General features: G+C 68.9%; 25 protein-coding genes. 14 read left to right on the forward strand and 11 right to left on the reverse strand.

Annotated features, from left to right (window positions below):
- Window position 1: 1 nt before the first annotated feature.
- Both KV106_RS06795 and KV106_RS06800 read left to right on the forward strand, forming a co-directional pair.
- Complete coding sequence (locus KV106_RS06795; protein ID WP_261208009.1) at window positions 2-643, forward strand: DUF3299 domain-containing protein; 642 nt, start codon at window positions 2-4, stop codon at window positions 641-643.
- A gap of 210 nt (window positions 644-853) precedes the next feature.
- On the forward strand, window positions 854-3,100 hold the full coding sequence (locus KV106_RS06800) for a DUF3300 domain-containing protein (RefSeq protein WP_261208011.1): 2,247 nt from the start codon (window positions 854-856) through the stop codon (window positions 3,098-3,100).
- 105 nt (window positions 3,101-3,205) lie between these two features.
- Here KV106_RS06800 and KV106_RS06805 read toward each other — a convergent pair whose 3' ends face one another.
- On the reverse strand, window positions 3,206-4,480 hold the full coding sequence (locus KV106_RS06805) for a M20/M25/M40 family metallo-hydrolase (RefSeq protein ID WP_261208022.1): 1,275 nt from the start codon (window positions 4,478-4,480) through the stop codon (window positions 3,206-3,208).
- A 226-nt stretch (window positions 4,481-4,706) separates the two neighbouring features.
- Here KV106_RS06805 and KV106_RS06810 point away from each other — a divergent pair, with 226 nt between their 5' ends.
- From KV106_RS06810 to KV106_RS06820, 3 genes are all read left to right on the forward strand, one after another.
- Window positions 4,707-5,048 (forward strand): hypothetical protein, encoded by a 342-nt coding sequence (locus tag KV106_RS06810; RefSeq protein WP_261208035.1) that lies wholly within the window; start codon window positions 4,707-4,709, stop codon window positions 5,046-5,048.
- Window positions 5,049-5,122: 74 nt separating this feature from the next.
- The gene (locus KV106_RS06815; protein ID WP_261208037.1) at window positions 5,123-5,881 is read left to right on the forward strand and encodes a hypothetical protein; all 759 of its coding nucleotides are present in this window, start codon (window positions 5,123-5,125) and stop codon (window positions 5,879-5,881) included.
- 116 nt (window positions 5,882-5,997) lie between these two features.
- Complete coding sequence (locus KV106_RS06820; protein ID WP_261208048.1) at window positions 5,998-6,480, forward strand: GNAT family N-acetyltransferase; 483 nt, start codon at window positions 5,998-6,000, stop codon at window positions 6,478-6,480.
- Between the two features lie 169 nt (window positions 6,481-6,649).
- Here KV106_RS06820 and KV106_RS06825 read toward each other — a convergent pair whose 3' ends face one another.
- The 5 genes from KV106_RS06825 to KV106_RS06845 form a co-directional block, all read right to left on the reverse strand.
- A complete protein-coding gene (locus tag KV106_RS06825) occupies window positions 6,650-8,944 on the reverse strand; it encodes a xanthine dehydrogenase family protein molybdopterin-binding subunit (protein ID WP_261208067.1) in 2,295 nt (764 codons plus the stop codon).
- The gene (locus KV106_RS06830) at window positions 8,941-9,426 is read right to left on the reverse strand and encodes a (2Fe-2S)-binding protein (protein WP_261208079.1); all 486 of its coding nucleotides are present in this window, start codon (window positions 9,424-9,426) and stop codon (window positions 8,941-8,943) included. Before KV106_RS06830 ends, KV106_RS06825 begins: the two co-directional genes overlap by 4 nt.
- Entirely contained in the window at window positions 9,423-10,742 is a 1,320-nt protein-coding gene (locus tag KV106_RS06835) for a cytochrome c (RefSeq protein ID WP_261208090.1), read from the reverse strand. The genes KV106_RS06830 and KV106_RS06835 overlap by 4 nt, the downstream gene beginning before the upstream one ends.
- 156 nt (window positions 10,743-10,898) lie before the next feature.
- Complete coding sequence (locus tag KV106_RS06840; RefSeq protein WP_261208092.1) at window positions 10,899-11,210, reverse strand: NUDIX hydrolase; 312 nt, start codon at window positions 11,208-11,210, stop codon at window positions 10,899-10,901.
- A 19-nt stretch (window positions 11,211-11,229) separates the two neighbouring features.
- On the reverse strand, window positions 11,230-11,940 hold the full coding sequence (locus KV106_RS06845) for a helix-turn-helix domain-containing protein (RefSeq protein WP_057589520.1): 711 nt from the start codon (window positions 11,938-11,940) through the stop codon (window positions 11,230-11,232).
- Window positions 11,941-12,187: 247 nt separating this feature from the next.
- On the opposite strand from KV106_RS06845, the gene KV106_RS06850 reads away from it, so the two are divergent.
- Genes KV106_RS06850 through KV106_RS06885 form a run of 8 tightly spaced genes read left to right on the forward strand, consistent with a single transcriptional unit; the run spans window position 12,188 to window position 21,944 of the window.
- On the forward strand, window positions 12,188-13,354 hold the full coding sequence (locus KV106_RS06850) for an NAD(P)/FAD-dependent oxidoreductase (protein ID WP_261208102.1): 1,167 nt from the start codon (window positions 12,188-12,190) through the stop codon (window positions 13,352-13,354).
- Between the two features lie 58 nt (window positions 13,355-13,412).
- Window positions 13,413-14,864: a M81 family metallopeptidase gene (locus tag KV106_RS06855; RefSeq protein ID WP_261208105.1), complete on the forward strand. Its 1,452-nt coding sequence runs from the start codon at window positions 13,413-13,415 to the stop codon at window positions 14,862-14,864.
- Window positions 14,865-14,924: 60 nt separating this feature from the next.
- A complete protein-coding gene (locus tag KV106_RS06860; protein ID WP_093349074.1) occupies window positions 14,925-16,511 on the forward strand; it encodes an ABC transporter substrate-binding protein in 1,587 nt (528 codons plus the stop codon).
- 33 nt (window positions 16,512-16,544) lie between these two features.
- The gene (locus tag KV106_RS06865) at window positions 16,545-17,480 is read left to right on the forward strand and encodes an ABC transporter permease (protein WP_057589513.1); all 936 of its coding nucleotides are present in this window, start codon (window positions 16,545-16,547) and stop codon (window positions 17,478-17,480) included.
- 26 nt (window positions 17,481-17,506) lie between these two features.
- Complete coding sequence (locus KV106_RS06870) at window positions 17,507-18,400, forward strand: ABC transporter permease (protein ID WP_261208787.1); 894 nt, start codon at window positions 17,507-17,509, stop codon at window positions 18,398-18,400.
- 13 nt (window positions 18,401-18,413) lie between these two features.
- Window positions 18,414-19,472 carry an ABC transporter ATP-binding protein gene (locus KV106_RS06875; protein ID WP_261208119.1) on the forward strand — a complete coding sequence of 353 codons (1,059 nt, stop codon included), beginning with the start codon at window positions 18,414-18,416 and terminating at the stop codon, window positions 19,470-19,472.
- Window positions 19,469-20,458, forward strand: a complete 990-nt coding sequence (locus tag KV106_RS06880) for an ABC transporter ATP-binding protein (RefSeq protein ID WP_261208121.1) — start codon at window positions 19,469-19,471, stop codon at window positions 20,456-20,458. Before KV106_RS06875 ends, KV106_RS06880 begins: the two co-directional genes overlap by 4 nt.
- A gap of 34 nt (window positions 20,459-20,492) precedes the next feature.
- The gene (locus tag KV106_RS06885) at window positions 20,493-21,944 is read left to right on the forward strand and encodes an N-acyl-D-amino-acid deacylase family protein (RefSeq protein ID WP_261208123.1); all 1,452 of its coding nucleotides are present in this window, start codon (window positions 20,493-20,495) and stop codon (window positions 21,942-21,944) included.
- Window positions 21,945-21,959: 15 nt separating this feature from the next.
- Here KV106_RS06885 and KV106_RS06890 read toward each other — a convergent pair whose 3' ends face one another.
- The 3 genes from KV106_RS06890 to KV106_RS06900 form a co-directional block, all read right to left on the reverse strand.
- Window positions 21,960-22,484: a carboxymuconolactone decarboxylase family protein gene (locus tag KV106_RS06890; RefSeq protein ID WP_261208134.1), complete on the reverse strand. Its 525-nt coding sequence runs from the start codon at window positions 22,482-22,484 to the stop codon at window positions 21,960-21,962.
- Between the two features lie 29 nt (window positions 22,485-22,513).
- Entirely contained in the window at window positions 22,514-23,425 is a 912-nt protein-coding gene (locus tag KV106_RS06895) for a Bug family tripartite tricarboxylate transporter substrate binding protein (protein ID WP_261208142.1), read from the reverse strand.
- A gap of 110 nt (window positions 23,426-23,535) precedes the next feature.
- Window positions 23,536-24,330 (reverse strand): SDR family NAD(P)-dependent oxidoreductase, encoded by a 795-nt coding sequence (locus tag KV106_RS06900; RefSeq protein WP_261208160.1) that lies wholly within the window; start codon window positions 24,328-24,330, stop codon window positions 23,536-23,538.
- Between the two features lie 95 nt (window positions 24,331-24,425).
- Between KV106_RS06900 and KV106_RS06905 the strand changes: the two genes are divergently transcribed.
- Window positions 24,426-25,358 (forward strand): LysR family transcriptional regulator, encoded by a 933-nt coding sequence (locus KV106_RS06905; protein ID WP_261208162.1) that lies wholly within the window; start codon window positions 24,426-24,428, stop codon window positions 25,356-25,358.
- 25 nt (window positions 25,359-25,383) lie between these two features.
- Here KV106_RS06905 and KV106_RS06910 read toward each other — a convergent pair whose 3' ends face one another.
- Together KV106_RS06910 and KV106_RS06915 are read right to left on the reverse strand one after the other, a co-directional pair.
- The gene (locus KV106_RS06910) at window positions 25,384-25,617 is read right to left on the reverse strand and encodes a hypothetical protein (protein ID WP_172705367.1); all 234 of its coding nucleotides are present in this window, start codon (window positions 25,615-25,617) and stop codon (window positions 25,384-25,386) included.
- Between the two features lie 129 nt (window positions 25,618-25,746).
- Entirely contained in the window at window positions 25,747-26,724 is a 978-nt protein-coding gene (locus KV106_RS06915; protein WP_261208173.1) for a ZIP family metal transporter, read from the reverse strand.
- Between the last annotated feature and the right edge of the window lie 59 nt (window positions 26,725-26,783).

The following is a 26,783-nucleotide window of genomic DNA, read 5'->3' on the forward strand; positions in this document are numbered from 1 at the left end:
CATGCGCCACACAAAGACTCTCCATCCCGCCGTCCAGGCCTCGAAGCGCTTCGCCCTGCTGATGGCCGGCGCCAGCCTCGCGGCCGCCGCCTGGGCCGCCGAGCCCGCGCCCAAGGACACCACCGCCACCAACCCGCTCGGCGGCAAGGCCGCGCCCGTGGCCACCGCCAAGGCCCCGGCCGGCCAGCCGCGCCAGATCACCTGGGAGGAACTGGTGCCCAAGGACTGGGACCCGTCGAAGGAGTTCAAGGGCATGGACCTCAGCGCCCTCGACGACGGCGACCCGCGCGCCAACGAGCTGCTGATGAAGATGCAGGAGGTGTCGAACAACGCGCCGACCAATCCCGCGATGAACGGCGTGGAGGTGAAGATCCCCGGCTTCATCGTGCCGCTCGAGGAGGCCAAGGGCGAGGTCACCGAGTTCCTGCTCGTGCCCTACTTCGGCGCCTGCATCCACACCCCGCCGCCGCCGGCCAACCAGATCCTGCACGTGGTGCCGCAGAAGGGCGCCAAGTTCCGCGCCATGGACACCGTGTGGGTCACGGGCAAGCTGCAGACCCTGCGCAACGATTCGATGATGGGCGTGAGCGGCTACCACGTGAGCGCGAGCAGCGTCACCAAGTACACCGGCGGATCGAAGTAGGTTGCGCGCGGCTCTGACCGCCAGCTGACTGTTCGAGAGGGGCCGGCATTCACCGGCCCTTCACCTTTCTTGACAGGCCTGTTCCTACCCGGCCTGCGCCCGGCAGACGACACAGGCCGTTGCATCCTGGGGCCATCCTTCGTCATCGCTTCAGTTGCGGCAGCCGTTCTCTACGGGCGGGCGCCACGACAGCGTCCCAGGAAGGCCCACATGATCCCCTCCAACCCCACCCCCCTCGCGCGTGCGCTCACGCTCTCGCTGTGCACCGCAGCATTGGTGCTCGCGGGCTGCGACAAGTCCGAGACGCCCGCCGCGCAGAACGCCGCGGCACCCGCGCCACAGGCAGCGGCTTCGGTACCCGCCGCCGCAGGACCGGCACCCGCGGCCCCCATGCCCGTGGCCTACGTGCCACCCGCGGCCGAGGAGCTCTACCAGATGGTCGCCCCCATCGCGCTGTACCCCGACAAGCTCGTGGCGCAGGTGCTGGCCGGCGCCACCTATCCCGAGCAGATCACCGCCGCGCAGGACTGGCTCAAGCAGAACCCCACGCTCAAGGCTGGCGCGCTGGCCGATGCCGTCAACCAGCAGCCCTGGGACCCGAGCGTGAAGTCGCTGACCGCCTTCCGCAACGTGATGGACCAGATGGCCGGCAACCTGCCCTGGACCGAGGCACTGGGCAAGGCCTACTACAACGACCCGGCCGACGTGATGAACGCGATCCAGGTCATGCGCCAGCGCGCCTCCAAGGCCGGCCGGCTCAAGAACAACGACAAGCTCAAGGTCGCCACCGCCGCGGCGCCGGCCAACTACACGCCCGCGCCCGATCCGCAGGGTGCCTATGCGGGCCCGCTCATCGTCGAGCCGCCGCAGCAGCTCATCACCATCCAGCAGGCGCAGCCCGACGTGGTCTACGTGCCCAGCTACAACCCGCAGCAGATCTACGGCGAACCCGTGGCCGCCTACCCCGGCTACGCCTACACGCCCCCGCCGCAGCCCGTGTACGTCGACCGCGGCTACAGCGGCGCCCAGGTCGCCACGGCCGGCGTGCTGGCCTTCGGTGCCGGCGTGGTCGTGGCCTCGGCGCTCGAGCGCCATGGCTGGGGCTGGAACTCCTGGAACGTGAACTGGGGCCGTCCGCGCGACCGCGACTATCAGCGCGCCGCGCCGCCGCCGCCGGCCTATCGCCCGGCCGTGGTCTACAACAACAACACCTACGTCTCGCGCTCGACCACCGTCGTCAACAACGTCTACAACAACAACGGCGGCGGCCGCGACCGTGACCGCCCGCGCGGCGACGCGGGCGTGGCCGCCTGGCAAGCCGCGCATCCGGGGCAGTCGCCCAACTTCGCGATGCAGCAGCAGGCCCAGCAACAGCAGGCCGCCGCGCTGCTCGCGCAGCAGCAACAGGCGCGCCAGCTGCAGATGCAGCAACAACAGCAGCAACACGCGCAGCAGTTGCAGAGCCAGCAGCAAGCGCAGCAACAAGCCCAGCAGCAGGCCCTGGCGCGCCAACAGCAGATGCAGCAGCAGGCGCATCAACAACAGGCGCAACAGCAGGCACAGCAGGACCAGGCGCGACGCCAGCAGCTGATGACGCAACAGCAGACGCGCGAGCAGCAAGCCCAGCAGGCCCAGGCCGCGCGCCAGCAGGCGCAGCAGCAGCAAGCGCAGCAAGAGCAGGCGCGTCGCCAGCAGCAATTGGCCCAGAACCAGGCCGGCCAGCAGCAGGCGCAACAGGAACAGGCGCGCCGCCAACAACAGCAGCAACAACAACAGGCGCAGGAACAGGCGCGACGCCAGCAACAGCAGGCTCAGCAAGACCAGGGCCGCAGGCAGCAGCAACAACAGCAGGCGCAGCAGGAGCAGGTCCGTCGCCAGCAAGAGCAGCAACAGCAAGCCCAGCAGAACCAGGCCCGCCAACAGCAGCAAGCGCAGCAGGAGCAGACGCGGCGCCAGCAGATGCAACAGCAGCAGGCCGCGCAGAACCAGGCACGGCAGCAGCAGCAGCAGCAACAGGCCGCCCAGCAGGCGCAGCAGCAGGAACAGGCGCGACGCCAGCAGATGCAGCAACAACAGCAGCAGCAACAACAAGCCGCGCAACGCCAGCAACAGCAGGCCCAGCAGCAACAGGAGCAGGTCCGTCGCCAGCAGCAGCAAGCGCAACAGGCACAGCAACAAGCCCAGCAACAGGCCATGCAGCGGCAACAGCAGCAGGCTCAACAGGCGCAGCAGCAAGCCATGCAACGCCAGCAGCAACAGGCCCAGCAAGCCCAGCAGCAAGCGATGCAGCGCCAACAGCAGCAGGCCCAACAGGCTCAGCAGCAGGCCGCGCAGCGCCAGCAGCAACAGGCCCAGCAGATGCAGCAACGGCAGGCACAGGCTCAAGCGCAGGCCCAGGCTCAAGCCCAGGCCGCCGCGCACCGCAACCGCCCGCCCGGCGACCAGCGTCCGCAGTGACGGCAGGCGCCTCGATGCGCCACCCGATCGAAGCCTTCAGCCCCCAGCAAAAAGGCGCATGCGAGTCCTTCGCATGCGCCTTTTTCATGGCGGGTGCGGCGTGCTTCAGCGGCCCTTGCCGATCTCCGTCAGCAGCCGCGTCACGAGGTACAGCCGCGGCACGATCGAGTCGACCTCGATGTACTCGTCGCGCGCGTGGTAGCCGAAGCCCGCGAGGCCGAAGCTCTCGACCACCGTCGCCTTGCCCGAGCGCCCCGCGTAGCCCGCGTCGGTGCCGCCGCCGGTCATCGGCGTGAGCGCGAGTTCGCGGTCGATCTCCTTGTAGATCGCCTGGGCCTTCTCGGCCAGCGCGCGGCCCTTCTCGCCCGCCACGAAGGCCGGGCGGCCCACCTCCACCTTCACCGTCGTCTCGGTGTCGGGAATCAGCTTGCCGCTCGCGATCTTCGCCTGCAGCGCCGCGTCGAGCTTCTTCTCCGCGCCGGGCTCGGTGATGCGCACGTCGCCGAGCGCCTGCGCCTTCTCGGTGATCTGGTTGATCGGGCCCACCGCGCGCGCCACCGTCCAATTGAGCGTCACGCCCGGGATGTCCTTCGCGAGGTCCTTGGTCTGCAGCATCTGGTACGAGAGTTCGTACAGCGCATTGCGGCCCAGCTCGGGCGCCGCGCCCGCGTGCGAGGCGCGGCCCTTCACCTCGAGCGTGGCCTGCGCGATGCCGGCCGCGCCGAGCAGCAGCGATTCGCCCTTCACCACCGACTTCGCCGCCGTCGGCTCGAACGACAGCACCGTGTCGTGCAGGTCGGCCGTCGTCGCGATCAGCTCGCCCGAACCCACCGAGCCCACTTCCTCGTCGGGATTCATGAGCACCGTGAGCGTGTCGTAGTCGCGCCAGCCCGCGTCGGCCAGGATCTTGAGCGAGGCCATCATCACCGCGAGCCCGCCCTTGTCGTCCGCGATGCCGGGCCCGTAGATGCGGTTGCCGTCGACCTTGTAGGGCTGCGAGTTGAGGATGCCGGGCTGATAGACCGTGTCCATGTGGCCCTGCAGCATGATCTTGCGCTTGCCGTTGCCCTTCATCGTGCCGATCACGATGTCTGCCCCCGCACCGGCCGTCGCCTTGCGCCGCTCGACCTTGAAGCCGGCCGCCTTGAGCCGGCCTTCCACCACGTCGGCCATCTTCATCAGCCCATCGACATTGAGGCTGCCCGACTCGATCAGCACCATCTCCTTGAGGTTCTCGATCACCGCCGGCTGCGCCTTCTCGGCCGCGGCGAGCAGCTTGGCGTCGGGGGCGGCGTGAGCAGCGGTCGCGGCGCCGAGGGCGAAGGTGCAGGCCAGCGCGATGGAGCGCAGCGAGAAGATGGGTGAGGAAGGTTGAGTCATGAGGGTCCCCTTTTGTTGAAGTGAATGGCGAGCGGAAGGATAGCGAGGCGGGGCGGAATGCGGAGCAAATGGGCGACAGGTTCGCCGGTCGGCTCAAGCAATGTTGCGCCGCCGGACACGAAACTTGACGGCCCTCGCCGCGACCACCTACAGTGCCCTCGCCTCGTGTGAACGAGGCCGGGTTTGGCGGCCTGAAGACATCCTGCGATTCACTTTGGAGGCCCACATGGCCAAAGACTTCGATGCAGGCACCGACGCCGGTGATTCAGGGGCACGCCCCGTCTCTCAGTTCAAACCCTTCGAATGGGTTCCTCCTCGGGGACTCGATCCCAGCCGACAGCACCAAGCCGCCTTCTTGAACGATGCGCGCGACGTGGTGCAAGGCGCGCTGTTGCTGGTTCAACTGCTGCAGTGGGATGAAGAGCGGCGCGATGCCGCGTCATCCGAGACCGACCCCGCCCCTGTGCTCGACGCGTGCCAGCGCGGTTCGCTGCAGCGCTTCGTTGCGGTGTCGCTGGGCTTGCTTCATGCGCGGATCGAGGCGCAGTGCGAGGCGATGAGGGAGTAGCGCGAGGTGCGTCGAACGGCATCGGCAATACTCGGCCGATCGACTGCACGAATCCTCGCGGACTCACCAGACCCATGCGCGCACTCGCCTTGAATCTTCTTCTTGCACTGGCACTGCCCCTCGCACATGCCGCCAACGATGCCGACACGGTCGGCACCTACCTCACCCCGGGCACGGAACGCGAAGAACTCGCGCAGCGGTTCACCGGGCGCAATGCCGTCGTCATCGCCTCCGTGACGACGTACATCGAGCCCATGTGCAACCCCGACAGCCTGCCACCCAAGGGCTCGCGCATTCAGGAACTCACCTTCCTCGACGATCACGGAAAAACGCTGCGCATCCGCATTCCCAGAACCGATGCCGAATGGGCCGCCAAGGCTGCAGCCCAACCCACGATACCCAAGCAGACTGCATATGCGCATTTGCCGGTCGCCTACGTCATTCCCAGCGGCCGCTATACCCTGCAAAGCCACACCATCGAAGCCGGCATGACCGCTCGCCGCGCACCGGCGAGCGGCTGGAGCGATGGCTACCCGGAAGTCGTTCCTGCGGACGGCCTGCCGGAAAACAGAGTCTTCGTGGCGGAGGCCGGAAAGCCTGTCTATATCGGGCACTTCCATCAGGCCTGTGGCATCGGGGCCAAATCAGTGCCACCCATGTATGCCGATGGGATGTATGAGAAAAGCGGCGCCACGGGAGCCGTGGATCCGCGCTACCCGAGCCTGGAGGAAGTCGTGAATCAACGCTACCCGAGCCTGGATCTGGCGCAGCTGGTTCGCAATCCCATTCGGCAGGGGCCGTCGCTGGGGATGGAGCCGCGTCGTGGGAAGTGAGTGGCCTGAGTCCCTGCATCCCGTGCAGCCGACAACGCACCCGGCGTCATGAAGCTCGTTCTCATCGACGGGCCTGCCGCCTTCGGCAAGCCAAGGATCGCGCGAGAGCTCGCGGCATGACCACCTCGACCCATCCGCTCATCCGTCCGGCGACCATCGCCGATGTAGACGCCATGTTCAACGTCAGAACGACGGTGCGAGAGAACGCGATGACCATCGAGGAACTCGCCGGGATTGGCGTGACACCGGCAGCCATCGCCCTGGCCGTCGAAAGCGCGGCTTGCGCCTGGGTCGGCGAAATTCAGGGGGATGTCGTCGGCTTCGCCATGGTGGATCTCGAAACGGCCTGCCTGTTCGCCGTGTTCGTGTTGCCGGAGTTCGAGGGCCAAGGCATCGGAAAGCGCCTCATCCAGGCCTGCGAAGCTGCCTTGTTCGACCTGCATCCTGTCGTTTGGCTCGAGACGGCAAGAAGCAGCCGTGCTGCCTGCGTCTATCGACATCTCGGCTGGGGACGCGAGCAAGACCTGGGGGATGGTGACGTTCGGCTGGAGAAACGACGTTCGGGCGAAACCGATCCGAAGATCACTCTTTCCGGATGACTGCTTTCGACAAGAAGCGAATATCTCCGCGCCCCTTGGGATTGCCGCCATATCGGCCGCTTGCATCCTCCGTCCAGCCTCACGAGCCACTATCGCTTGGCTGCGCTCGTCATCAACCTACGGATCGACCTCTGCCGGCGCGCGGCGCCCGCCGCCAACTTCCACGGCCTCAGCTCTGGTTGTATTCCTTGAGCCTTCGCCCCGCCGCCAACGGCAACCCCCGCAACCTCCGCCCCGTAGCATCCGCAATCGCATTCCCCAACGCTGCAGGCGCCGGCCCCTGCGAAGCTTCGCCGGTCCCCAGAAACGGCGCCCCGGGCCGATCGATGATGTGCACCTCCACCTTCCGCGGCACGTCCGAGAACCGCATGATCGGATAGCGGCTCCAGTCGTAGCTGCGGATGCGCTGGGCGTCGTACTGCACCTGCTCGTACAGGGTCCAGCTGGCCGACTGCAGGATGCCGCCCTCCACCTGGTTGCGCACGCCGTCGGGGTTGACCACCTGGCCGCAGTCGATGGCCGCGATGGCGCGCTCGATGCGGATCTCGCCGGTCTCCGGCACGATCGACACCTCGACCGCCAGCGCCAGATAGCTCATCAGGTTCTTGTACTGGGCGAAGGAGAAGCCCACGCCGCGGTTCGGCACGCGCTTGCGCTTGGGGTCCCAGCCGAACTTCTTCGCCGCGAGCTGTACCACGTCGCGCCCGCGCGGGTCGTCGAGATGGCGCAGCCGGAACTCCACCGGATCGGCGCCCGCGGCGGCGGCCAGCTCGTCCATGAAGCTCTCGATGGTGAAGACGTTCATGTACGCGCCGAGCCCGCGCATGGCTGATACGCGCACCGGCATGTCGGGCAGGAAGTGGTGCTCGACGTTGTAGTTGGCGAAGTTGTACAGCGGCAGGCTGTTGCGGTCGCCACCGCCCTCGGGCATGGGAATGGGCTTGGGCGGCGCCGGCGTGAAGGGCTTCGCGAGGTACTGCGCGGAGATGAAGCGCCCTGCGTTGTCCAGGCGCTGGTTGTGCGAGTTGCTCCAGATCTCGTAGTGCCAGTCGACCACGCGGCCGCTGGCGTCGAGCGAGGCCTTCACGTCGGTGACCATCGCGGGGCCGAAGGGCTCCCAGGTGAACTCGTGCTCGCGCATCCATTGCAGACGCACCGGCCGACCCGGCACGGCGCGCGCGATGAGCGCTGCCTCGGCGCCTGCATCGTCGGCGGCGTTGTGGCCGTAGCAGCCCGAGCCCTCCACATGCACGCAGCGGATGTCCTCGGGCTTCATAGCGAGCAGTTCCGACAGCGCGCCGCGCATCGGGAACACGCCCTGCGAATGGGTCCACACGGTGAGCTTGCCCTGCGCGTCGAACTGCGCGACGGCGCACGAAGGGCCGATCGACGCATGCGCGAGGTAGGGCTTGGTGAAGCGCGCATGCAGGGTCTTGGCCGCGGGCATGGTCTCGCCATGGCGGTCGCCGACGTGGATCTCCTGCCGGGGCAGCTTCATCAGCGTGTCGTGAATGGTGGCCGGGGTGGGCAGCGAAGCACTCTCCTGCCAGCGCGCGGCCTCGGTGAGCGCGCGCATGGCCTGGATGGCTTGCCACTCGTCCTGCGCCACCACGGCCAGGAAGCTGCCGTCGCGCACCACCTTGACCACGCCCGGCATCTTCTCGACGGCCGCACTGTCGACGCCGGTCAGCACGGCGCCATACGACGGCGGCCGCACCATGCGCGCATGCACCATGCCCGGCAGGCGCATGTCCTGCACGTAGCTCGCGCCGCCGGTGACCTTTCCCGGGATGTCGAGCCGCCGGCGCGACTGGCCGATGACGCGGTGCTGCTTCGGATCGACCAGTTCGGAACGCGGCTCGGCGCGCCGGTGCAGGTCGAGCCCGCTCACGGCCTGGCCGTAGCTCAGGGTACGGCCGTCGGGGGCGGAGATGACGCCGTCGCGCAGCTTGAGGGTGTCGGCCGCCACGCCGAGCTTGCCGGCGGCCGAACCGACCAGCAGCACGCGCACCTGCGCCGCCGCGTTGAGGATGGCGGTGCCGCTGTCGGCGGTGGAATGGCTGCCGGCCGTGTAGCCCTCGTTGGGCGTGACGGCGGTGTCGGCCGTTACCAGGTGCACTGCCTCGAAGGGCACGCTCAGCTCCTCGGCGGCGATCTGCGTAAAGGCGGTGCGGATGCCGGTGCCGAGTTCGGCCTTGCCGGTCCACACGGTGATGCGGCCCTGCTCGTCGATGCGGATCCAGGCGTCGAGCATGGGCGTGCCGGTGAGGTCGCCCGGCAGCTTGGCGGTGCCGGCATCGAGCGCGCTGGGCGCGCCCGCCTCGGTGGCCTGCTTGCCCTGCTGGGCCAGCGCGGCGGCGCCGGGCCAGAGCGAGAAGCTCACGGTGAGCGAACCCGCGGCCAGGAAGTGGCGTCGGCTCGGGTTGCGCAGCGCGGCGTCTTGCCGCTGTGCGGGGCGGCTCATCGCGCTGCTCCTTGCCGCGCGCTGCCGGCCAGCGTCTTCGAGGCCTCGACGATCGCGGCCACGATGCGCATGTGGGTGCCGCAGCGGCAGAGGTTGGGCTGCATGTGCTGGCGGATCTCTTCCTCGTCGGCGCCCGGGCGCTCGTCGAGCAGGGCCTGCGCGCGCATCACCATGCCGGCGATGCAGTAGCCGCACTGGGCCGACTGCTGCTCGATGAAGGCCTGCTGGATCGGTGCCGGCTTGTCGGCGCTGCCCAGGCCCTCGATGGTGCGCACCGCGCGCTTGCCCACGGCCGACACCGGCATCAGGCACGAGAACACGGGGCGCTTGTCGACGATCACGGTGCAGGCGCCGCACTGGCCGAGGCCGCAGCCGTACTTGGCGCCGTTGAGCTTGAGGTGGTTGCGCAGCGCATACAGCAGCGGCATGGAGGGGTCGATGTCGAGCGCGTGGTCGACGCCGTTGACGGTGAGCGTGATCATTTCGGCAGTGCCTCCTTCTCCTTGCGAACCTTCGCAACCTCGTTCTGCAGATCGGGCCAGGCCGGACGCTGCGTGGCGCTGGACCGCACATAGCGCAGCACCTCGGCGATCTGCTCGTCGCTCAGCACATCCGCGAACGGCGGCATGTAGTGCGCCGATGCCGAACCGCCCCACGGGTTGCCGCTCAGCACGAGGTTGATGGCGTTGCGCGCGCTGTCGGCATTGACCGCCGTGCTCAGGCCGAGCGCGGGCCGATCGCCGATGGTGCGCATGGGCGCCGCGCCGCCGTGGCAGCCGGCGCACGAGCCGTTGAACAGCGCGGCACCGGCATCGACGCGCTGGCCCGCGGGTGCTGCCATGGCGGCTACCGAAGCCGACGCAGCCGCCTTGGCCGGCTCGGCCTGCGCCGCGGCAGGGGCCGCGGGCTGCATGCCCATGATGTAGGTCGCGATCGCGCGCACGTCCGACTCGGGCACGTCGGCCAGGTGCTGCGTCACCGGCAGCATCGGCCCCGCGGCCGCGCCGTGTTCGCTCGCGAGGCCGGTGCGCAGGTAGGACACGAGCTGTTCCTTCGTCCACGGCCTGGGCGCGCTGGCCATTGCATTCAGCGGTGGCGCTTCCCAGCCGTCGATGAGGTTGCCCGTGAAGGGCTGGCTGCCTTTCTCGGCGCCGAGCAGGTTCATCGGCGTATGGCAGGCAGCGCAGTGCGCCGCGCCTTCCACGAGGTAGCGGCCGCGCAGCCATTCGTCGGACTGCGCGGTTGCGGGCGCGGGCAGCGGGCCCTTCCGCAGGAACAGCAGGTTCCAGCCCGCGACCAGCGGCCTAAAGCCGAGCGGGAACGTGAGCTGGTTGGCCCTGGCCGGCGCATGCACCGGCGTGCGCGCCATCAGGTACGCATAGAGCGCGCCGATGTCGTCGTCGGACATGCGCGTGAAGTGCGGATAGGGAAAGGCCGGGTACAGCAGGTGCCCGTCGCGCGACACGCCGGCGCGCATGGCGCGCGTGAAGGCCTCGAGCGACCAGGTGCCGATGCCGGTCTCGGCGTCGGGCGTGATGTTGGTGCTGTAGATCGTGCCGAAGGGCGTGTTGAGCGGCAGCCCACCCGCGAAGGGTTTGCCGTTGGCGGCCGTGTGGCACACCATGCAGTCGCCCGTGCTGGCCACGTGCGAGCCTCGCACCAGCAGCGCCTGGTCGCTACTGGACGGCGGTGGCGTGGGCAAGGCCGAGATGGCCGGCTCCCACGCATAGGCAAAGGCCGCGCCAACGGCAGCAGCCGCGACGACCAGCAGCGTCGCGATCTTGTTTCTCGTGTTCATTCGTCCATCCTGCCCGGCCGGGTTTGCGTACGGCGCATCGCTTCATCGTGGGCGGCGCGGATGCTACGCGGCAAGAATTAGATGGGAGTTCGGGCTTGGAGATACCTGAGTCGAATGCGGGTCGGTGTCGGGCCTTGCTGCCCCGGCGTCGCTTTTTCAGTCAGCAGGAAATTCCGCCCTTGGCCGAGATATCCATGGCGAGTTCTTGTCTTCGCGCCGAGCAAACCAACCCAGCGGCAGGTTCGCGAGTTCAACGAGAGTTTCTTCCAACTGAACCAGCTGCTTCAGCCCCACGATCATTGCCTCTGACGCATCCGCACCGCCGCCGGGCAGCATCTGCCAGGCGCCGTCGTCCTCGTCGTGGAACACGAGCAGGATCGGCGCAGCCTCGTTCATGATGGACCTCACGGTGAAGCACGCAACATTCGGTGCATCGCTGAAAGGCCAGGTGTCGTCGGAAATGGACATGCTCTTGTTCAGTGAAACATCAAGCCTTGCCGGCGCGCCCTAACTTCTTCTTCGCCACCGCCTCCACGGCTTCCACCTCCGGCGCCTCCCGCGCCGACTTCATGTGCCCGCTCTCCCCGATCGTCATCCCCACGATCTTCGCGAGCTGCCGGCTCACGCTGATGTACGCATGCCCGAGCCGGCTGTCGAAATAGAGCGAATCCCCACGCCCCAGCCGCACCACCTCGCCGTTGTCGAAGTGCACCTCGATCTCGCCCGAGAGCACATAGGCGAACTCCTCGCCCGAGTGCCGCACGAAGTCTTCGGGGCCATGGATGCGCCGCGCGTGCACCACGCCGACGATGGGGCTCATCTGCTTGCCGGCGGCGGTGGTGCCGAGGAACTCGTAGGCGATCGATAGGCCGCGGTACACCACGCCCTTGCCGGCGCGCGTGACCACGGGGCCGTCGAACTGCGCGGGCTTGACGCCGGCGCCCGCGAACATGGCGTTCATGTCCATGTCGAGCGCGCGGCCCAGGGCGGTGAAGTTCTCGTAGCCCAGCGCGAGCTGGCCGCGCTCGGCGCGCGAGATGGTGGTGATCGACACGCCCGAACGCTCGGCCAGTTGCGCCAGCGTCCAGCCGAAACGCTTGCGCGCGGTGCGCAGGCGATAACCGAAAGTGGTGCGGTCCAGCGTGGGCGCGGCCTCCTTCGGCTTCGCCGCCTGCTTGGTCCCTGTATGTGGATTCACGCTTGGCTCTCTCTTGTGATGCGCAGGATTCTGCCAGTCCATCCGCCCCCCCTCCACCGCCGGGCCGCCGCGGCCGGGCCCGGAATTTGCGTATGCGCAAATTGCAAGTACGCAAATTTCACCGCCATGGTGCAACGAGCGTCCTGGGCCCCTCGCCGCGTCCTCACTCTGCACGAGACGACGTCAAAGGAACTCAGGGCTTTCGATAATTTGCGGATACGCAAATTTGTTCCTACACTCCGCCGCGATGACAACGACCGAACACACCACCGCCACCGCCGACTTCCTCGTGATCGGCGGCGGCATCGCCGGCGCCTCGGTGGCGCACTGGCTCGCGCCGCATGCCCGCGTGATCCTGCTCGAACGCGAGAACCAGCCCGGCTACCACTCCACGGGCCGCTCGGCGGCGCTGTTCATGGAGAGCTACGGCACGCCGCAGGTGCGCGCGCTCACGATGGCCAGCCGCGCCTTTCTCGAGAACCCGCCGCCGGGCTTCGCCGAGCATCCGCTGCTCACGCCGCGCGGCGCGATGATGATCGCGGGCCCGGGCCAGGAGGCTCAGCTCGAAGAGCATTGGCAGGTGCTGCAGGGCATGCCCGGCGATCCGCGCCGGCTCGGTGCCGACGAAGCATGCGCGATGGTGTCGGCGCTGCGGCCCGATCAGGTGATCGGCGCGGTCTACGAACCCGACGCGGCCGACATGGACGTGCATGCGATCCACCAGGGCTACCTGCGCGGCATGCGGCGCGCGGGCGGGCAGCTGGTGTGCGATGCGGGCGTGACGGCCATCGAGCGCGTGGGCGAGGTCTGGCGCGTGCAGGCCGGCGGGCGCAGCTACGAGGCACCAGTGCTGCTCAATGCGGCGGGCGCCTGGGTCGACACGGTGGCTCGACTCGCGGGCGTGCCGCCCATCGGCATCGAGCCGCGCCGGCGCTCGGCCTTCATCTTCGCGCCGCCCGAGGGCGAGGCCGCGACGGCCGCGCGCTGGCCCATGGTGTTCGGCGCCGACGAGGACTGGTACATCAAGCCCGACGCCGGCATGCTGCTCGGTTCGCCGGCCAATGCCGACCCGGTGGAGCCGCAGGACATCCAGCCCGAGGAGCTCGACATCGCGATCGCGATCGACCGCATCGAGCAGGTGACCACGCTTTCGATCCGCCGCCCCACGCGCACCTGGGCCGGCCTGCGTTCCTTCGTGGCCGACGGCGACCTGGTCGGCGGCTTCGATCCCGAGGCGCCGGGCTTCTTCTGGGTCGCGGCGCAGGGTGGCTACGGCATCCAGACCTCGGCCGCGATGGGCGAGGCCTGCGCGGCGATGGCACGCGGGCTGCCGCTGCCAGAGCGCATCGCGGGCTTCGGGCTCACGGCCGAGATGCTCGGGCCGCAGCGGCTGCGCAGCAAGGTCGCGGCCTGACGCGGCAACGCCCCCTTTTCCTTCCTTCTTCCCTCCACCCGAGAACAAGAGAAACCCCATGCGTGTCTTCAGTGCCTCCCTCGCCACCGAAACCAACACCTTCGCGCCCATGCCCACGGGCCTGGCCTCGTTCAAGGATCGCGGCTACTTCCCCGCCGGCCAGCATCCCGAAGCGATGACGCTGTTCTCGGGCCCGCTGTGGGCCGCGCGCATCCGCGGCAAGGAGCGCGGCTGGACGCTGTTCGAAGGCATGGTGGCCGGCGCGCAACCGAGCGGCACGACCACGCGCCATGCCTACGAGACGCTGCGCGACGAGCTGCTGGCCGATCTGCGCGCGGTGCTGCCGGTCGACATGGTGCTGCTGGGCCTGCACGGCGCGATGGTGGCCGACGGCTACGACGACTGCGAAGGCGACCTGCTGAAGCGGGTGCGCGAGATCGTGGGCCCGAAGGTGGTGATCGGCGCCGAACTCGATCCGCACAACCACCTCACGCCCGAGATGGTGGCCAACGCCGACCTGATGATCTCGTTCAAGGAGTACCCGCACACCGACGTGCTCGAGCGCGGCATGGAACTGGTCGACATCTGCGCGGCGCAGGTCGAGGGCAAGGTGAAGCCGGTGGCCGCGATGGTCGACTGCGACATGATCGTGACGGTCCACACCTCGCGCCAGCCGGCGCGCGGCTTCGTCGAGCGCATGCAGTCGCTCGAGGGCAAGGACGGCGTGCTCTCGGTCTCGCTCACGCACGGCTTCTCGTGGGGCGACGTGCCCGAGATGGGCACCAAGCTGCTGGTCTACACCGACGGCGACGCGGCCAAGGCGCAGGCCCTGGCGCGCCAGTTGGCCGACGAGGTGATCGCGATGCGCGACGCGCTCACGGTCCCCTACCCCGGCATCGACGCCTCGCTCGACGCGGCGCTGGCCTTCGACGGCGGCCCGGTGGTGCTGGCCGATGGCGCGGACAACCCCGGCGGCGGCGCGGCTAGCGATTCGACCTTCATCCTGCGCCGCATGGTCGAGCGCGGCATCACCAATGCGGCGCTGGGCCCGATGTGGGACCCGATCGCGGTGCGCATCGCCTTCGACGCGGGCGTGGGCGCCAGGCTCACGATGCGCATCGGCGGCAAGATCAGCCCGCTCTCGGGCGACCCGATCGACCTCGAGTGCACGGTGAAGGCGCTGCAGCGCGACCTGGTGATGACCGGCCTGGCGGGCACGCCGGTGCTGATGGGCGACAGCGCGCTGGTGGAAGCCAACGGCATCGAGATCGTGCTGATCACGCTGCGCAACCAGGCGATGGGCACCGACCTCTTCACGCAACTGGGCTGCGATCTCGCCGCCAAGAAGATCGTGGTGGTGAAGTCCTCGCAGCACTTCTATGCCTCGTACTCGAAGGTCGCCAGGCATGTGATCTACGCGGGTGCGCCGGGCGCGGTCACGCTCGACCTCAACACCCTGCCCTACCGCAAGGCGCGGCTGCCCAAGTGGCCGATCGGCGCCACGGCCTGACGCTTCGTTTTTTCTTTCTCCCTCGTTCCCTTCCCTTTTTCTCAGCCACGGAGTTCCGCGATGACTTCACCACGCCGCCTTCTCGCCGCCTGTCTCGGCGGACTCGCCCTCGCCACGGCGAGCCTGCACGCGCCGGCCCAGCAGCAGCCCAAGACGCTGCGCGTGGTCGCGCATGCCGACCTGAAGATCCTCGACCCGACCTTCACCACGGCCTACATCTCGCGCAACTTCGGCTACATGGTCTACGACACGCTGTTCGCGCAGGACGCGAACGGCAAGCCGCAGCCGCAGATGGTCGAGAAGTACAGCACCTCGAAGGACGGCAAGCAGTGGAGCTTCACGCTGCGCCCGGGCCTGAAGTTCTCGGACGGCAGCGCCGTGACCTCGGCCGATGCCATTGCCTCGCTGCAGCGCTGGGCCGCGCGCGACAGCCTGGGCCGCGCGATGGTGGCCAGCGGCGCCGAATGGAAAGCGGTCGACGCCCACAGCTTCACGCTCACGCTGACCGAGCCCTTCGGCATGGTGCTCGACGGGCTGGCCAAGCCCTCGGGCTTTCCGCCGGTGATCCTGCCCGAGCGCATCGCGAAGATGCCGGCCACGGCGCCTTTGACCGAGGTCGTGGGCTCGGGCCCGTTCGTCTTCAAGCGCGACGAATGGGTGCCGGGCAACAAGGCGGTGTTCGTGCGCAACACCAACTACGTGGCGCGCAGCGAGCCGCCGAGCGGCCTCTCGGGCAGCAAGAAGACCAGCTTCGACCGCGTGGAGTGGCTCTACCTGCCCGACGCCAACAGCGCGGTGGCGGCGCTCAAGCGCGGCGAGGTCGACCTGGTCGAGCAGCTGCCGCCCGACTACATCGCGCCGCTGCGCACCGACAGCAACGTCAAGATCGGCTCGGGCGGCGCCTACCAGGCCTTCCTGGTGATGAACCAGCTGCACGCGCCCTTCAACGACCCGAAGGTGCGCCAGGCACTGCTGCAGGCGGTGAGCCAGGAACGCTTCGTCGCGGCCATGGGCTATCCGCTGGACATGCGCATGAGCTACTGCGCCACCTACTTCATCTGCGGCAGCCCGAACGAGACCGCGGCCGGCGCCGAGCCCTTCCGCAAGGCCGACGTGGCCAAGGCCAAGAAGATGCTGGCCGACGCCGGCTACAAGGGCGAGAAGGTGGTGCTGCTGGTGCCCAGCGACGTGCCCTATCTCAACGCCGAGGCGCTGATGGCCGCGCAGACCATGCGCAGCATCGGCCTGAACGTCGACGCGCAGACCATGGACTGGGCCTCGATCGGCGCGCGCCGCGCCAAGCGCGATGCGCCCGAGGCCGGTGGCTGGAACATGTACGTGACGGTGGCCGGCGAGTTCGACGCCAACTCGCCGATCGCCAACGCCTACCTGAGCGCGGCCTGCGGCAACAGCCTGCCGGGCTGGCCCTGCGACAAGAAGCTCGACGAGCTGCGCACGGCCTGGCTCAAGGAGACGGTGCCGGCCAAGCGCAAGGAACTGCTCGACGCCTTCCAGTCGCGCGCCTATGAGGCCGTGCCCTACATCAACGCGGGCCAGTACTCGGCCGCGTTCGCCGCGCGCTCCAGCCTCAAGGGCGTGGACAAGCTCTGGGCCGGCATGCCGACGGTCTGGATGCTCGACAAGTAAGCCCTCCTCCCCAGCCACGAGAACCTCGAAGCCATGGGCTACATCCTCCGTCGGTTCCTCTCGACGCTCCCGGTCATGGCGGTGGTCGCCGTGGTGGTGTTCCTGCTGATCCACCTGTCGCCCGGCGATCCGGCCGCGCTGATCGCGGGCGACCTCGCCACCGGCGAGGACATCGAGAAGCTGCGCGCCGCGCTCGGCCTCAACCTGCCGCTGTGGCAGCAGTTCGCGCTGTGGCTCGGCCGGCTCGCCACCGGCGACCTCGGCACCTCGATCTTCACGCAGGTGCCGGTGTCGCAACTGCTCGGGCAGCGGCTCGAGCCCACGGTGTCGATCGCGCTGCTCACCATGGCGATCACGCTGGTGGTGGCGGTGCCGCTGGGCACGCTGGCAGCCTACCGCGCCGGCACCTGGATCGACCGGCTGGTGATGCTGTTCGCGGTGCTGGCTTTCTCGGTGCCGGTGTTCCTGGTCGGCTACCTGCTGATCTACGCCTTCGCGATCCAGCTGCCGTGGTTTCCGGTGCAGGGCTACGTGCATTTCGGCCAGAGCCCAGCCGACTGGCTGCTCGGGCTGGTGCTGCCGTGCGTGAACCTGGCGCTGGTCTACATCGCGCTGGTCACGCGCATGACGCGCGCCACCGTGCTCGAGGTGCTGCACGAGGACTACATCCGCACCGCGCGCGCCAAGGGCCTGGGCGTGTTGCCGGTGCTGGGCCATGCGCTGCGCAACGCGGCGATTCCGATCGCCACCACGGTGGGCGTGGGCATCGCGCTGCTGATCGGCGGCGTGGTGGTCACCGAGACGGTGTTCGCGATCCCCGGCGTGGGCCGGCTGGTCATCGATTCGGTGCAGCGCCACGACTATCCCGTGATCCAGAGCGTGCTGCTGCTGTCGGCCGGCGTGTACGTGCTGATCAACCTGCTGATCGACCTGAGCTACCGCTTCTTCGATCCGCGCATCCAGTACTGAACCGCGCCATGTCCACCGTACTCCCCATGAGCGACAGCGACACGCCCCCCATCCAGGCCAGCACCGAGGCCGACATCGCGCCCTTCGTCCCGCCGCGCTTCCGCTGGCTGCGCAAGCACCCGACGCTGATCGTCGGCCTGCTGCTGCTGCTCGCGGTGGCCGCACTGTCGATCGCCGCGCCCTGGATCGCCACCCACGACCCGCAGGACATCGACCCGCTGGCGCGCATGCAGCCGCCCTCGGCCGAGCACTGGTTCGGCACCGACGCGCTGGGCCGCGACGTGTTCAGCCGCGCGGTGTGGGGCGGCCAGGTGTCGATGATCGTCGGCGCCTCGGTCGCCGTGCTGGCCACCGTCTTCGGCATCGTGCTGGGGCTGCTGGCGGGCTTCGTGCGCCGCATCGACGGCTTCGTGATGCGCGTGATGGACGGACTGATGGCGATCCCCGGCATCCTGCTGGCGATCGCGCTGATGGCGGTCACGCGCGCCAGCCTCACGACCGTGATCGTGGCCATCACCATTCCCGAGATACCGCGCGTGGTGCGGCTGGTGCGCTCGCTGGCACTCACCTTGCGCGAGCAGCTGTTCGTGGAGGCCGCGCATGCGGTGGGCACGCGGCTGCCGACGATCCTGTGGCGCCACGTGCTGCCCAACATGGTGGCGCCGCTGATCGTGCAGTCGACCTTCGTCGCGGCGGCCGCGGTGCTGACCGAGGCGGCGCTGTCCTTCCTCGGCGTGGGCGTGCCCGCGCAGACGCCGAGCTGGGGCAACATGATGGCCGAGGGGCGCAACTTCGTCGCCGTGGCCTTCCACATCATCCTGTACCCGGGCCTCTTGCTCGCGGCCACGGTGCTCGCGATCAACCTCGTGGGCGACGGGCTGCGCGATGCGCTCGATCCGCGCCTGGCGCGCCAACTCTGAGGGACGACGCCCCATGACCACTCCCCTGTCCCGCGTCGCGCTCGCGACCGGCGAGCCGCTGCTCGAGGTCGACGCGCTGCGCACCCACTTCCACACGCTGGCCGGCGTGGTGCGCTCGGTCGATGGCGTGTCCTACACCGTGCGCGCCGGCCGCACGCTCGGCGTGGTCGGCGAATCGGGCTGCGGCAAGAGCGTGACCGCGCTGTCGATCCTGCGGCTGGTGCCCACGCCGCCGGGCCACCACGCGGGCGCGGTGCGGCTGCGCGGCACCGACCTGATGCAGCTGAGCGAGCGCGAGATGCGCCAGATCCGCGGCAACCGCATCTCGATGATTTTCCAGGAGCCGATGACCTCGCTGAACCCGGTGCTGACCGTGGGCCGGCAGATCGCCGAGACGGTGCAGCTGCACCAGAAGGCCAGCCGCGCCGAGGCGCTGCAGCGCGCGGTCGAGATGCTGCGGCTGGTGCAGATCCCCGAGCCCGAGCGGCGCGTGAACGAGTACCCGCACCAGCTCTCGGGCGGCATGCGCCAGCGCGTGATGATCGCGCTGGCCCTGGCCTGCAACCCCGAGGTGCTGATCGCCGACGAGCCCACGACCGCGCTCGACGTGACGATCCAGGCGCAGATCCTCGACCTCATCAGACGGCTGCAGAAGGAGCTGGGCATGGGCGTGGTGATGATCACGCACGACCTGGGCGTGGTGGCCGAGAGCTGCGACCGCGTGGTCGTGATGTACGCGGGCAGGAAGGTCGAGGAGGCCGAGGTGGTCGAGCTGTTCGACCGGCCGCTGCATCCCTACACGCGCGCGCTGATGGCCTCGATGCCCGCGATGAACACCGCGAGCACGCGGCTCACCGAGATCCCGGGGCTGGTGCCGGCGGCGCACGAACTGGGCCGCGGCTGCGCCTTCGCGGCGCGCTGCGCCTCGGCGCGCGAACGCTGCCGACACGAGACGCCGCGGCTCACGCGCCAGGGCGATGCGAACGACGCCGACGGCGGCCACGTGGTGGCCTGCTTCGCGGTGCAGGAGGGCTGGGCCACGGCTTCGGTCGAACAGGAGGTGGCGGCATGAGCACGACGACGACAACCAATGCCGCGCCGCTGTTGCGCGTGCACGAGCTGCGCAAGCACTATGTTTCGCCGAAGCGCTGGCTGCGGCCGGCGCGGCCGCCGATCCAGGCGGTCGATGGGGTGTCCTTCTCGGTGGCCCGCGGCGAGACGCTCTCGCTGGTCGGCGAATCGGGCTGCGGCAAGACGACCACGGCGAAGTCGGTGCTGCGGCTGGTGGAGCCGAGCGCGGGCTCGGTGCAGCTCGACGGCGAGGAACTGGTGGGACTGTCGCCCTCGCAGATGCGCCAGCGCCGGCGCGACCTGCAGATCATCTTCCAGGACCCCTACGCCTCGCTCAACCCGCGCCTGACCGCGGGCGAGATCGTGGCCGAGCCGCTGCGCAACTTCGGCGGGGCCGACGCGGCCGCGCGCGAGGAGCGCGTGCGCTGGCTGTTCTCGCGCGTGGGCCTGCGGCCCGAGGCGGCGAAGAAGTATCCGCACGAGTTCTCGGGCGGGCAGCGCCAGCGGCTGGGCATCGCGCGCGCACTGGCCCTGCAGCCAAAGCTGATCGTCTGCGACGAGCCGGTGTCGGCGCTCGACGTGTCGGTGCAGGCGCAGGTGGTGAACCTGCTGATGGACCTGCAGGCCGAGTTCGGCATCGCCTACCTGTTCGTCGCGCACGACCTCGCGGTGGTGCGCCACATCAGCCACCGCGTGGCCGTGATGTACCTGGGCCACATCGTCGAGATCGCGGACCGCGACACGCTGTTCTCCGCGCCGCGCCATCCTTACACCGAAATCCTGCTGTCGGCGGTGCCGGTGCCCAACCCGCGCACGCCGGCCAAGCGCCTGCTGCTGCAGGGCGATCCGCCGAGCCCCGCGAACCCGCCCTCGGGCTGCCGCTTCCACACCCGCTGCCCGATGGCGCAGGCGGTGTGCAAGGAGCAGCAGCCCGCGCTCACGCCGCGCGAGGCCGAGGGCCATCTGGTGGCCTGCCATTTCCGCTGAACACGCACTCACGACAGACAAAGGAAAGAACGCGATGTCGAACCCCACCCACCACGACCTGCTGATCCGCGGCGGCACCGTGATCGACGGCACCAAGGCGCCGCGCTTCGAGGCCGACGTGGCCATCTCGGGCGGACGCATCGCCGCCATCGGCAAGCTCGAGGGCCACACGGCCGACCAGGTGCTCGACGCCACGGGCCGCATCGTGGCGCCGGGCTTCATCGACTCGCACACGCACGACGACCAGGCGGTGCTGTCGCAGGCGCAGATGCCGTTCAAGGTGTCCCAAGGCGTGACCACGGTGATCGCGGGCAACTGCGGCATCAGCGCCGCGCCGCTGCGCGAGGACATGGACCTGCCGATGCCGCTGAGCCTGCTCGACTCGCCGGTCGAGGGCCGCTTCACCACCTTCGCGGCCTACCTCGACGCGCTGCGCGCCACGCCCTCCTCGGTCAACGTGGCGGCGATGGTGGGCCATTCGACACTGCGCGCCGTGACCATGGCCGACCTCGACCGCCCAGCCACCGCGAGCGAGATCGCGGCGATGCAGGCGCTGGTCGAGGAAGCGATGCAGGCCGGCGCCATCGGCCTGTCGACCGGCACCTTCTACCCGCCCGCGGTGAAGGCCACGACCGAGGAGATCATCGAGGTGGGGCGCCCGCTCACGTCGCGCAAGGCGCTCTACGTGACGCACATGCGCGACGAGGCCGACCGGGTGATGGAATCGCTCGAGGAGACCTTCGCCATCGGCCGCGCGCTCGACATCCCGGTGGTGGTGTCGCACCACAAGGTGCAGAACGTGCAGAACCACGGCAAGACCAAGGTCACGCTGCCCTTCATCCAGGAGGCGATGAAGCACCAGTGCATCGGCCTCGATTGCTATCCCTACACGGCCGGCTCGACCATGATCCGCACCGACCGCGGCATGATGGACGGCCGCGTGCTGATCGCATCGAGCGTGCCGCATCCCGAGTGCGCGGGCCGCGACCTCAAGGACATCGCGGCCGACTGGGGCGTGTCGGGCGAGGAGGCTGCGAAGCGGCTGCAGCCCGGCAGCGCGATCTATTTCATGATGGACGAGGACGACGTGCAGCGCATCCTCGCCTTCGACGAAACCATGATCGGCTCCGACGGCATTCCGCTCGGCGAGAAGCCGCACCCGCGGCTGTGGGGCACCTTCCCGCGCGTGCTGGGCCACTACAGCCGCGACGTCGGCCTGTTCCCGCTCGAGACCGCGGTGTGGAAGATGACCGGCCTCACGGCGCGCAACTTCGGCCTGCACGAGCGCGGCACGCTCAAGCCCGGGCACCACGCGGACGTGGTGGTGTTCGATGCGAAGACCGTGCGCGACACCGCGAACTACCAGGAGCCGACGCAGGCGGCCGAAGGCATCGAGGCGGTGATCGTGAATGGCGCGCTGACCTGGCGCGATGGCGCGCACAGCGGTGCGCGCAACGGGCAGGTGATCGTGCGGCAGACGAGCTGACGCCGGGGGCAGCTCTCAACGCGCGTCGTGCGAATGGATCTGCAGCGCTTCGAGGAAGCGCGAGACCATGTTGTAGGCCGCGACCGTCGCCGTGAGTTCCACCAGCTGCCGCGGCTCGAACTGCGCCGACACCGCGGCGAAGATCGCATCGGGCACCTGCACGTGGAGCGTCATGGCGTCGGCATAGGCCAGCACCGCGCGCTCGCGCTCGCTGAACAGGTCGCTTTGCGCCCAGTCCGCCAGCGCATCGAGCTGCGGCTGCGACATGCCTTCCTTCAGCGCGATCGGCGCGTGCTGGTCCGCTTCGTAGGGCGCGTGGTTGAGCTGCGCCACGCGCATGATGACCATCTCGCGCAGCGCGCCGGGCAGCGAGGACTTCTGCCGGATCGCGGTCAGATAGGTGAGCCAGCCTTCGGCCACGGGCGGGCTGTTGAGCAGCATGCGATAGAGATGCAGCACCTCGCCGCGCTCGGCGACGATGCGGTCCGCGAGCGGCTTGACGGCGGGGTTCTGGCTGTCCGCGTAGGGGATCCGGGCCATGGGGGTGTTCCTTTCTTCGGGGATCGGGTTCAGTCGCTGGTGACGATCCTGCGCTTGACCAGGTCGTCCATGACTTCGGCGTCTCTTTTCACGCGCTGCGCGAACTGCTCGGGCGTGCCGTTCACGATGTCGTAGGCGTTCTCGGCGAAGCGCTTCTCCACCTGCGGATCGTGCATCGTCTCGCGCACGGCCTTGAGGATCTTCTGGCGCACCTCGGGCGGCATGCCCGGCGGCGCGACGATGCCGATCCAGGTGGGGTATTCGAAACCCGGGATCAGCTCGTTCATCGCGGGCACGTCGGGCAGCATCGCCGAGCGCCGCGGCGAGCTCACGGCCAGCGCCCGGACCTTGCCGGCCTTGATCTGCGGCAGCATCACCGACAGGCCCGCGAACGCATAGTCGATGTGACCGCCCAGCATGTCGGTGAGCAGCGGGCCCGCGCCCTTGTAGGGCACGTGCTCGGTGCGCAGCCCCTTGGCCAGCGAGAGCTGCGCGCTGTTCACGTGCCCGGCCGAGGCGGTGCCCGCGGAGCCGTAGGAGCTCTTGGGATTGGCCTTGAGGTAGGTCACCAGTTCATCGAAGTTCTTCGCCGGCAGGTCGTTGCGCGTGACCAGCACCTGCGGCGTGGTGACGAGCAGGCTCAGGTAGTCGAAATCCTTGAAGGTGTCGAAGGGCAGGTTCTTCACCGTGAGGTGGTTCACCGCCTGCGAATCGAGCGCGAGCATGAGGGTGTAGCCGTCGGGCTTGGCGCGATGCAGGTCGCCCGCGCCCAGCGAACCGCTGGCGCCGGGCTTGTTGTCGATCACCAGCGTCTGGCCCAGCTTCTCGCCCAGGGTGTTGCCGATGATGCGTGCCGTCTGGTCGACCGCGCCGCCCGGAGCGAAGGGCACGATGAGGCGGATGGGCTGGCGGGGATAGCCCTGCGCATGGGCGGCCGGCATCAGTGCAGCCGCGGCCGTCGCGACTGCGCAAGCCAATAGAAGTCGTCGCCCGGTCTCGAGCATGTATGTCTCCTGGTTTTTGGGGGAAGCGATGGAAAGCGAACGGGCCGTCAGCGCGTGGCCGCGACCAGGCCGCCGTCGACGACGATCTCGGTGCCGGTCACGTAGCGGCTCTCGTCCGCCACGAGGAACAGCACCGCGTGCGCCGTGTCCCAGCCGGTGCCCATGTGCTTCATGGGCACCTGGTTGTTGCGGTGGTCGATGAAGCCTTGCGTGTCGCCCTTCGCGTACTTCGCCGCCAGCCCTTCGATGAGCGGCGTGTGCATCAGCCCCGGCACCACGCAGTTGAGCCGGATGCCTTCGGGCGCATGGATGACGGCCGAGGTGTGCGTGAACTGCAGCAGCCCCGCCTTGGCCGCGGCATAGGCGACCTGCGGCTTGCCGATGTAGCGCAGGCCGGCCACGGACGCCACGCTGACGATGGCGCCGCCGCCCTGCGCGCGCATGTGCGGGATGACGTGCTTGCAGCCGAGGAACGCGCTCTTGAGGTTGACCTGGATCTGCGCGTCCCACACCGCCTCGTCCATGTCGACGGGACCGCCGGGCTGCGAGACGCCGACGTTGTTGACCAGGATGTCGATGCGCCCGAAGCGCTGGATGCAGGCGGCCACCGCCTGCTCGACCTGCGCGGACTGGGTGGCATCGCAGGCCTGGACCTCGGCCTCGCCGCCCTCGGCCACGACCAGGGCACGCGTGGCCTCGGCGTTGGCCAGCACGAGGTCGGTGCCGAACACCTTCGCGCCCTGCCGCGCGAGCAGCACCGCGGTGGCGCGCCCATTGCCCCAGCCATCGGCCACGGCGCCGCAGCCCATGACCAGCGCTACTTTTCCCTTCAGATCCAGCACCTTGTCGTCTCCTTCGATTTGCCTGAGCGGCGATCGTAGGAAGAACCCATTTATCTTTGAAATTCTTTCTATCTATCGATTTATAGAATCAGGGAATGAATATCTCCCCGCGCCAGCTGCGCCTGTTCCTCGCGCTCAGCGAATCGCTGAACTTCAGCAAGACCGCGGAGCAGCTGTTCATGACCCAGCCCTCGCTGAGCAAGGCGATCCGCGATCTCGAGGAGGCGCTGGGCCTGGTGCTGTTCGAGCGCACCACGCGCAGCGTGCATCTCACCGCGAGCGGCACGCGGCTGGCCAGCATGGCGCGCAGCGTGATCGGGGAATTCGACAGCGGCCTCGAACGCATGCGCACATCGGCCGAGCAGGAGGCGCAGCAGCTGAGCATCGCCTCGCTGCCGTCGCTGGCCAGCGTGATCCTTCCCGCCACCTGCGGCGCGCTCGAGCGGCGCTTCGCGCAGCCGCGCATCGCCATCCACGACTGCTCCAACAGCGCGAGCATCCAGCGGCTGCTGAACTACCAGGTGGATTTCGCGCTGGCGTCCGTCATGCCCTCGCACCCGGAGCTGCAATACGAGGAACTGCTGCGCGACCAGTTCGTGCTGCTGTCGTGCGGCGCCTGGCGCCAGCGCATCGCCGACGAGGTCATGCTCGACGAACTGCTGCGGCTGCCGGTCATCAGCATGACCGACGCCAGCACCGCGATGCGCTACATCAGCGCCGCCTTCCTGCAGCGCGGCGTGGAGTTCCGGCCGAAGATGCAGCTCGACCAGGTCGGCACGATCGCGGGCTTCCTCAAGGAAGGGCTGGGCGTTGCCGTGCTGCCCTATCTGGGCATGATGCCGATGGTGAGCCTGCGGGGAATGAAGATCTCGTCGATTTCAGACGGGCCGCTGCGCTCGGTGGGGATGGTCACGCGCAGGCAGGGCGGCACGTCGGCGATCGCGCGGGCGGCGATGGAGGAGATCCGCAAGGTGGTGGGCGCCTTGATGGAGAAGCACCAGGGCTGGCTGCATCCCGCATCGGCCTAGCGAGCGGCCCCCGGGAGAGGCGCCCTCAGTCGGGCGCGTTCATCACGCGATCGAATTCCTCGTCGGCCGGCACGTTGTCGGCATCGAGCTCGCTGGCATCGGTGAGGTCGATGCCGGTTTCCTCGGACAGGGAATCGGCGGCTTCCGCGTCGATGGCATCGAAGTCGTCCTCGGGCAGGCCGTCGGCATCGAGGTCCTCGTCGACTTCCTCGGGGATCGGCGCGGGGCGCGCGCTGGTGGCGGCGGCACGGGTGGTCATGGTCGTTTCCTCACGTTTTCTCACGGATGACAGGACGAAGCAGGCCCCTATGTTGCGCCGATTTCGCGTCATCCGGAAGTCGGCGCGGGTGACCGGAGGTATCGCCCGCGCCCGCACCTGTGCAAACGATCAGTTCTTCGCCGCGTCCTTGTTCGCCCCAGGCTTGGCCTCGCCTTCGTGCGCGTGGTCGTGCCCTTGCTCGTGCGCATGCGCGGCGTGGTCGTGCCCGTGGTCGTGGCCGTGCTCGCCGCTGTGCGCGAGCCGGCTCACGCCCGTGACCAGCGCGATGCCCGCGATCAGCCAGGCGATCTGCCCGAGGGTCTGGCGCATCGGCAGGCGCTTCTGCAGCTGCGGGATCAGGTCGGCCAGCGCGACGTAGACGAAGCTGCTGCCGGCCAGCACGAGGAAGTACGGCAGCCAGCCATGCAGCTGGTCGACCAGCCACCAGCCCGCGATGCCGCCGAGCATGGTCATGGTGCCGGCCAGCGACACCTTCACGAGCGCGGCGCGCTGGTTGGCCGAGCTCTGGCGCAGCACCACGAGGTCGCCGATGTGGTGCGGCACCTCGTGCGCGAGCACCGCGAGGGCGGCGACCAGGCCCAGGCGCAGGTCGGCGATGAAGGCCGAGGCGATCAGGATGCCGTCGCCGAAGCAGTGCACGCTGTCGCCGGTGAGCACGGCCCAGCCGCCGGCGCGCGGGCCGTGGTCGTGGCCGTGGTGCGCATGGTCGTGGCCGTGCGCGTGATCGTGGTGGCCGTGGTTGTCGTAGATGGGGCCGAGCTGCGCCGGCTGCCCGGCGGTGTCGCCGCCGTGATGGTGCTCGTGCCCGTGGTGCCACAGCTCGGCCTTGTCGAGCAGGAAGAAGAACACCACGCCGAACAGCAGCACCGCGAACAGCAGCGCGGGCTCGATGCGGCTTTCGAAGGCCTCGGGCAACAGGTGCATGAAGGCGGTGGCGAGCAGCGCGCCCGCCGCCAGGCTCAGCAGGTGCTGCGGATTCACGCCGCCCGAGCCGCTGCGCACGCCCACGCGCAGCAGCAGCGCCGCGAGCCACACGCTGCCGATGCCGGCGACCAGGGTCGCCAAGATGATCACTATCAAGTTCATAGCTGCTTACGCAATAAGAGCGCCCGATGGCACCCAGTTCCATTCATAAAAAGCAAAAA

This window comes from Variovorax endophyticus, assembly GCF_025376855.1.
In the GTDB taxonomy this organism is placed as follows: domain Bacteria; phylum Pseudomonadota; class Gammaproteobacteria; order Burkholderiales; family Burkholderiaceae_C; genus Variovorax.

Excerpts from the sequence above, each read along its gene's own strand:
- KV106_RS06795 (WP_261208009.1), top strand. The coding sequence starts at position 2 with ATGCGCCACACAAAGACTCTCCATCCCGCCGTCCAGGCCTCGAAGCGC.
- KV106_RS06800 (WP_261208011.1), top strand. The coding sequence starts at position 854 with ATGATCCCCTCCAACCCCACCCCCCTCGCGCGTGCGCTCACGCTCTCG.
- KV106_RS06805 (WP_261208022.1), bottom strand. The coding sequence starts at position 4,480 with ATGACTCAACCTTCCTCACCCATCTTCTCGCTGCGCTCCATCGCGCTG.
- KV106_RS06810 (WP_261208035.1), top strand. The coding sequence starts at position 4,707 with ATGGCCAAAGACTTCGATGCAGGCACCGACGCCGGTGATTCAGGGGCA.
- KV106_RS06815 (WP_261208037.1), top strand. The coding sequence starts at position 5,123 with ATGCGCGCACTCGCCTTGAATCTTCTTCTTGCACTGGCACTGCCCCTC.
- KV106_RS06820 (WP_261208048.1), top strand. The coding sequence starts at position 5,998 with ATGACCACCTCGACCCATCCGCTCATCCGTCCGGCGACCATCGCCGAT.
- KV106_RS06825 (WP_261208067.1), bottom strand. The coding sequence starts at position 8,944 with ATGAGCCGCCCCGCACAGCGGCAAGACGCCGCGCTGCGCAACCCGAGC.
- KV106_RS06830 (WP_261208079.1), bottom strand. The coding sequence starts at position 9,426 with ATGATCACGCTCACCGTCAACGGCGTCGACCACGCGCTCGACATCGAC.
- KV106_RS06835 (WP_261208090.1), bottom strand. The coding sequence starts at position 10,742 with ATGAACACGAGAAACAAGATCGCGACGCTGCTGGTCGTCGCGGCTGCT.
- KV106_RS06840 (WP_261208092.1), bottom strand. The coding sequence starts at position 11,210 with ATGTCCATTTCCGACGACACCTGGCCTTTCAGCGATGCACCGAATGTT.
- KV106_RS06850 (WP_261208102.1), top strand. The coding sequence starts at position 12,188 with ATGACAACGACCGAACACACCACCGCCACCGCCGACTTCCTCGTGATC.
- KV106_RS06855 (WP_261208105.1), top strand. The coding sequence starts at position 13,413 with ATGCGTGTCTTCAGTGCCTCCCTCGCCACCGAAACCAACACCTTCGCG.
- KV106_RS06860 (WP_093349074.1), top strand. The coding sequence starts at position 14,925 with ATGACTTCACCACGCCGCCTTCTCGCCGCCTGTCTCGGCGGACTCGCC.
- KV106_RS06865 (WP_057589513.1), top strand. The coding sequence starts at position 16,545 with ATGGGCTACATCCTCCGTCGGTTCCTCTCGACGCTCCCGGTCATGGCG.
- KV106_RS06870 (WP_261208787.1), top strand. The coding sequence starts at position 17,507 with ATGAGCGACAGCGACACGCCCCCCATCCAGGCCAGCACCGAGGCCGAC.
- KV106_RS06875 (WP_261208119.1), top strand. The coding sequence starts at position 18,414 with ATGACCACTCCCCTGTCCCGCGTCGCGCTCGCGACCGGCGAGCCGCTG.
- KV106_RS06880 (WP_261208121.1), top strand. The coding sequence starts at position 19,469 with ATGAGCACGACGACGACAACCAATGCCGCGCCGCTGTTGCGCGTGCAC.
- KV106_RS06885 (WP_261208123.1), top strand. The coding sequence starts at position 20,493 with ATGTCGAACCCCACCCACCACGACCTGCTGATCCGCGGCGGCACCGTG.
- KV106_RS06890 (WP_261208134.1), bottom strand. The coding sequence starts at position 22,484 with ATGGCCCGGATCCCCTACGCGGACAGCCAGAACCCCGCCGTCAAGCCG.
- KV106_RS06895 (WP_261208142.1), bottom strand. The coding sequence starts at position 23,425 with ATGCCGGCCGCCCATGCGCAGGGCTATCCCCGCCAGCCCATCCGCCTC.
- KV106_RS06905 (WP_261208162.1), top strand. The coding sequence starts at position 24,426 with ATGAATATCTCCCCGCGCCAGCTGCGCCTGTTCCTCGCGCTCAGCGAA.
- KV106_RS06910 (WP_172705367.1), bottom strand. The coding sequence starts at position 25,617 with ATGACCACCCGTGCCGCCGCCACCAGCGCGCGCCCCGCGCCGATCCCC.
- KV106_RS06915 (WP_261208173.1), bottom strand. The coding sequence starts at position 26,724 with ATGAACTTGATAGTGATCATCTTGGCGACCCTGGTCGCCGGCATCGGC.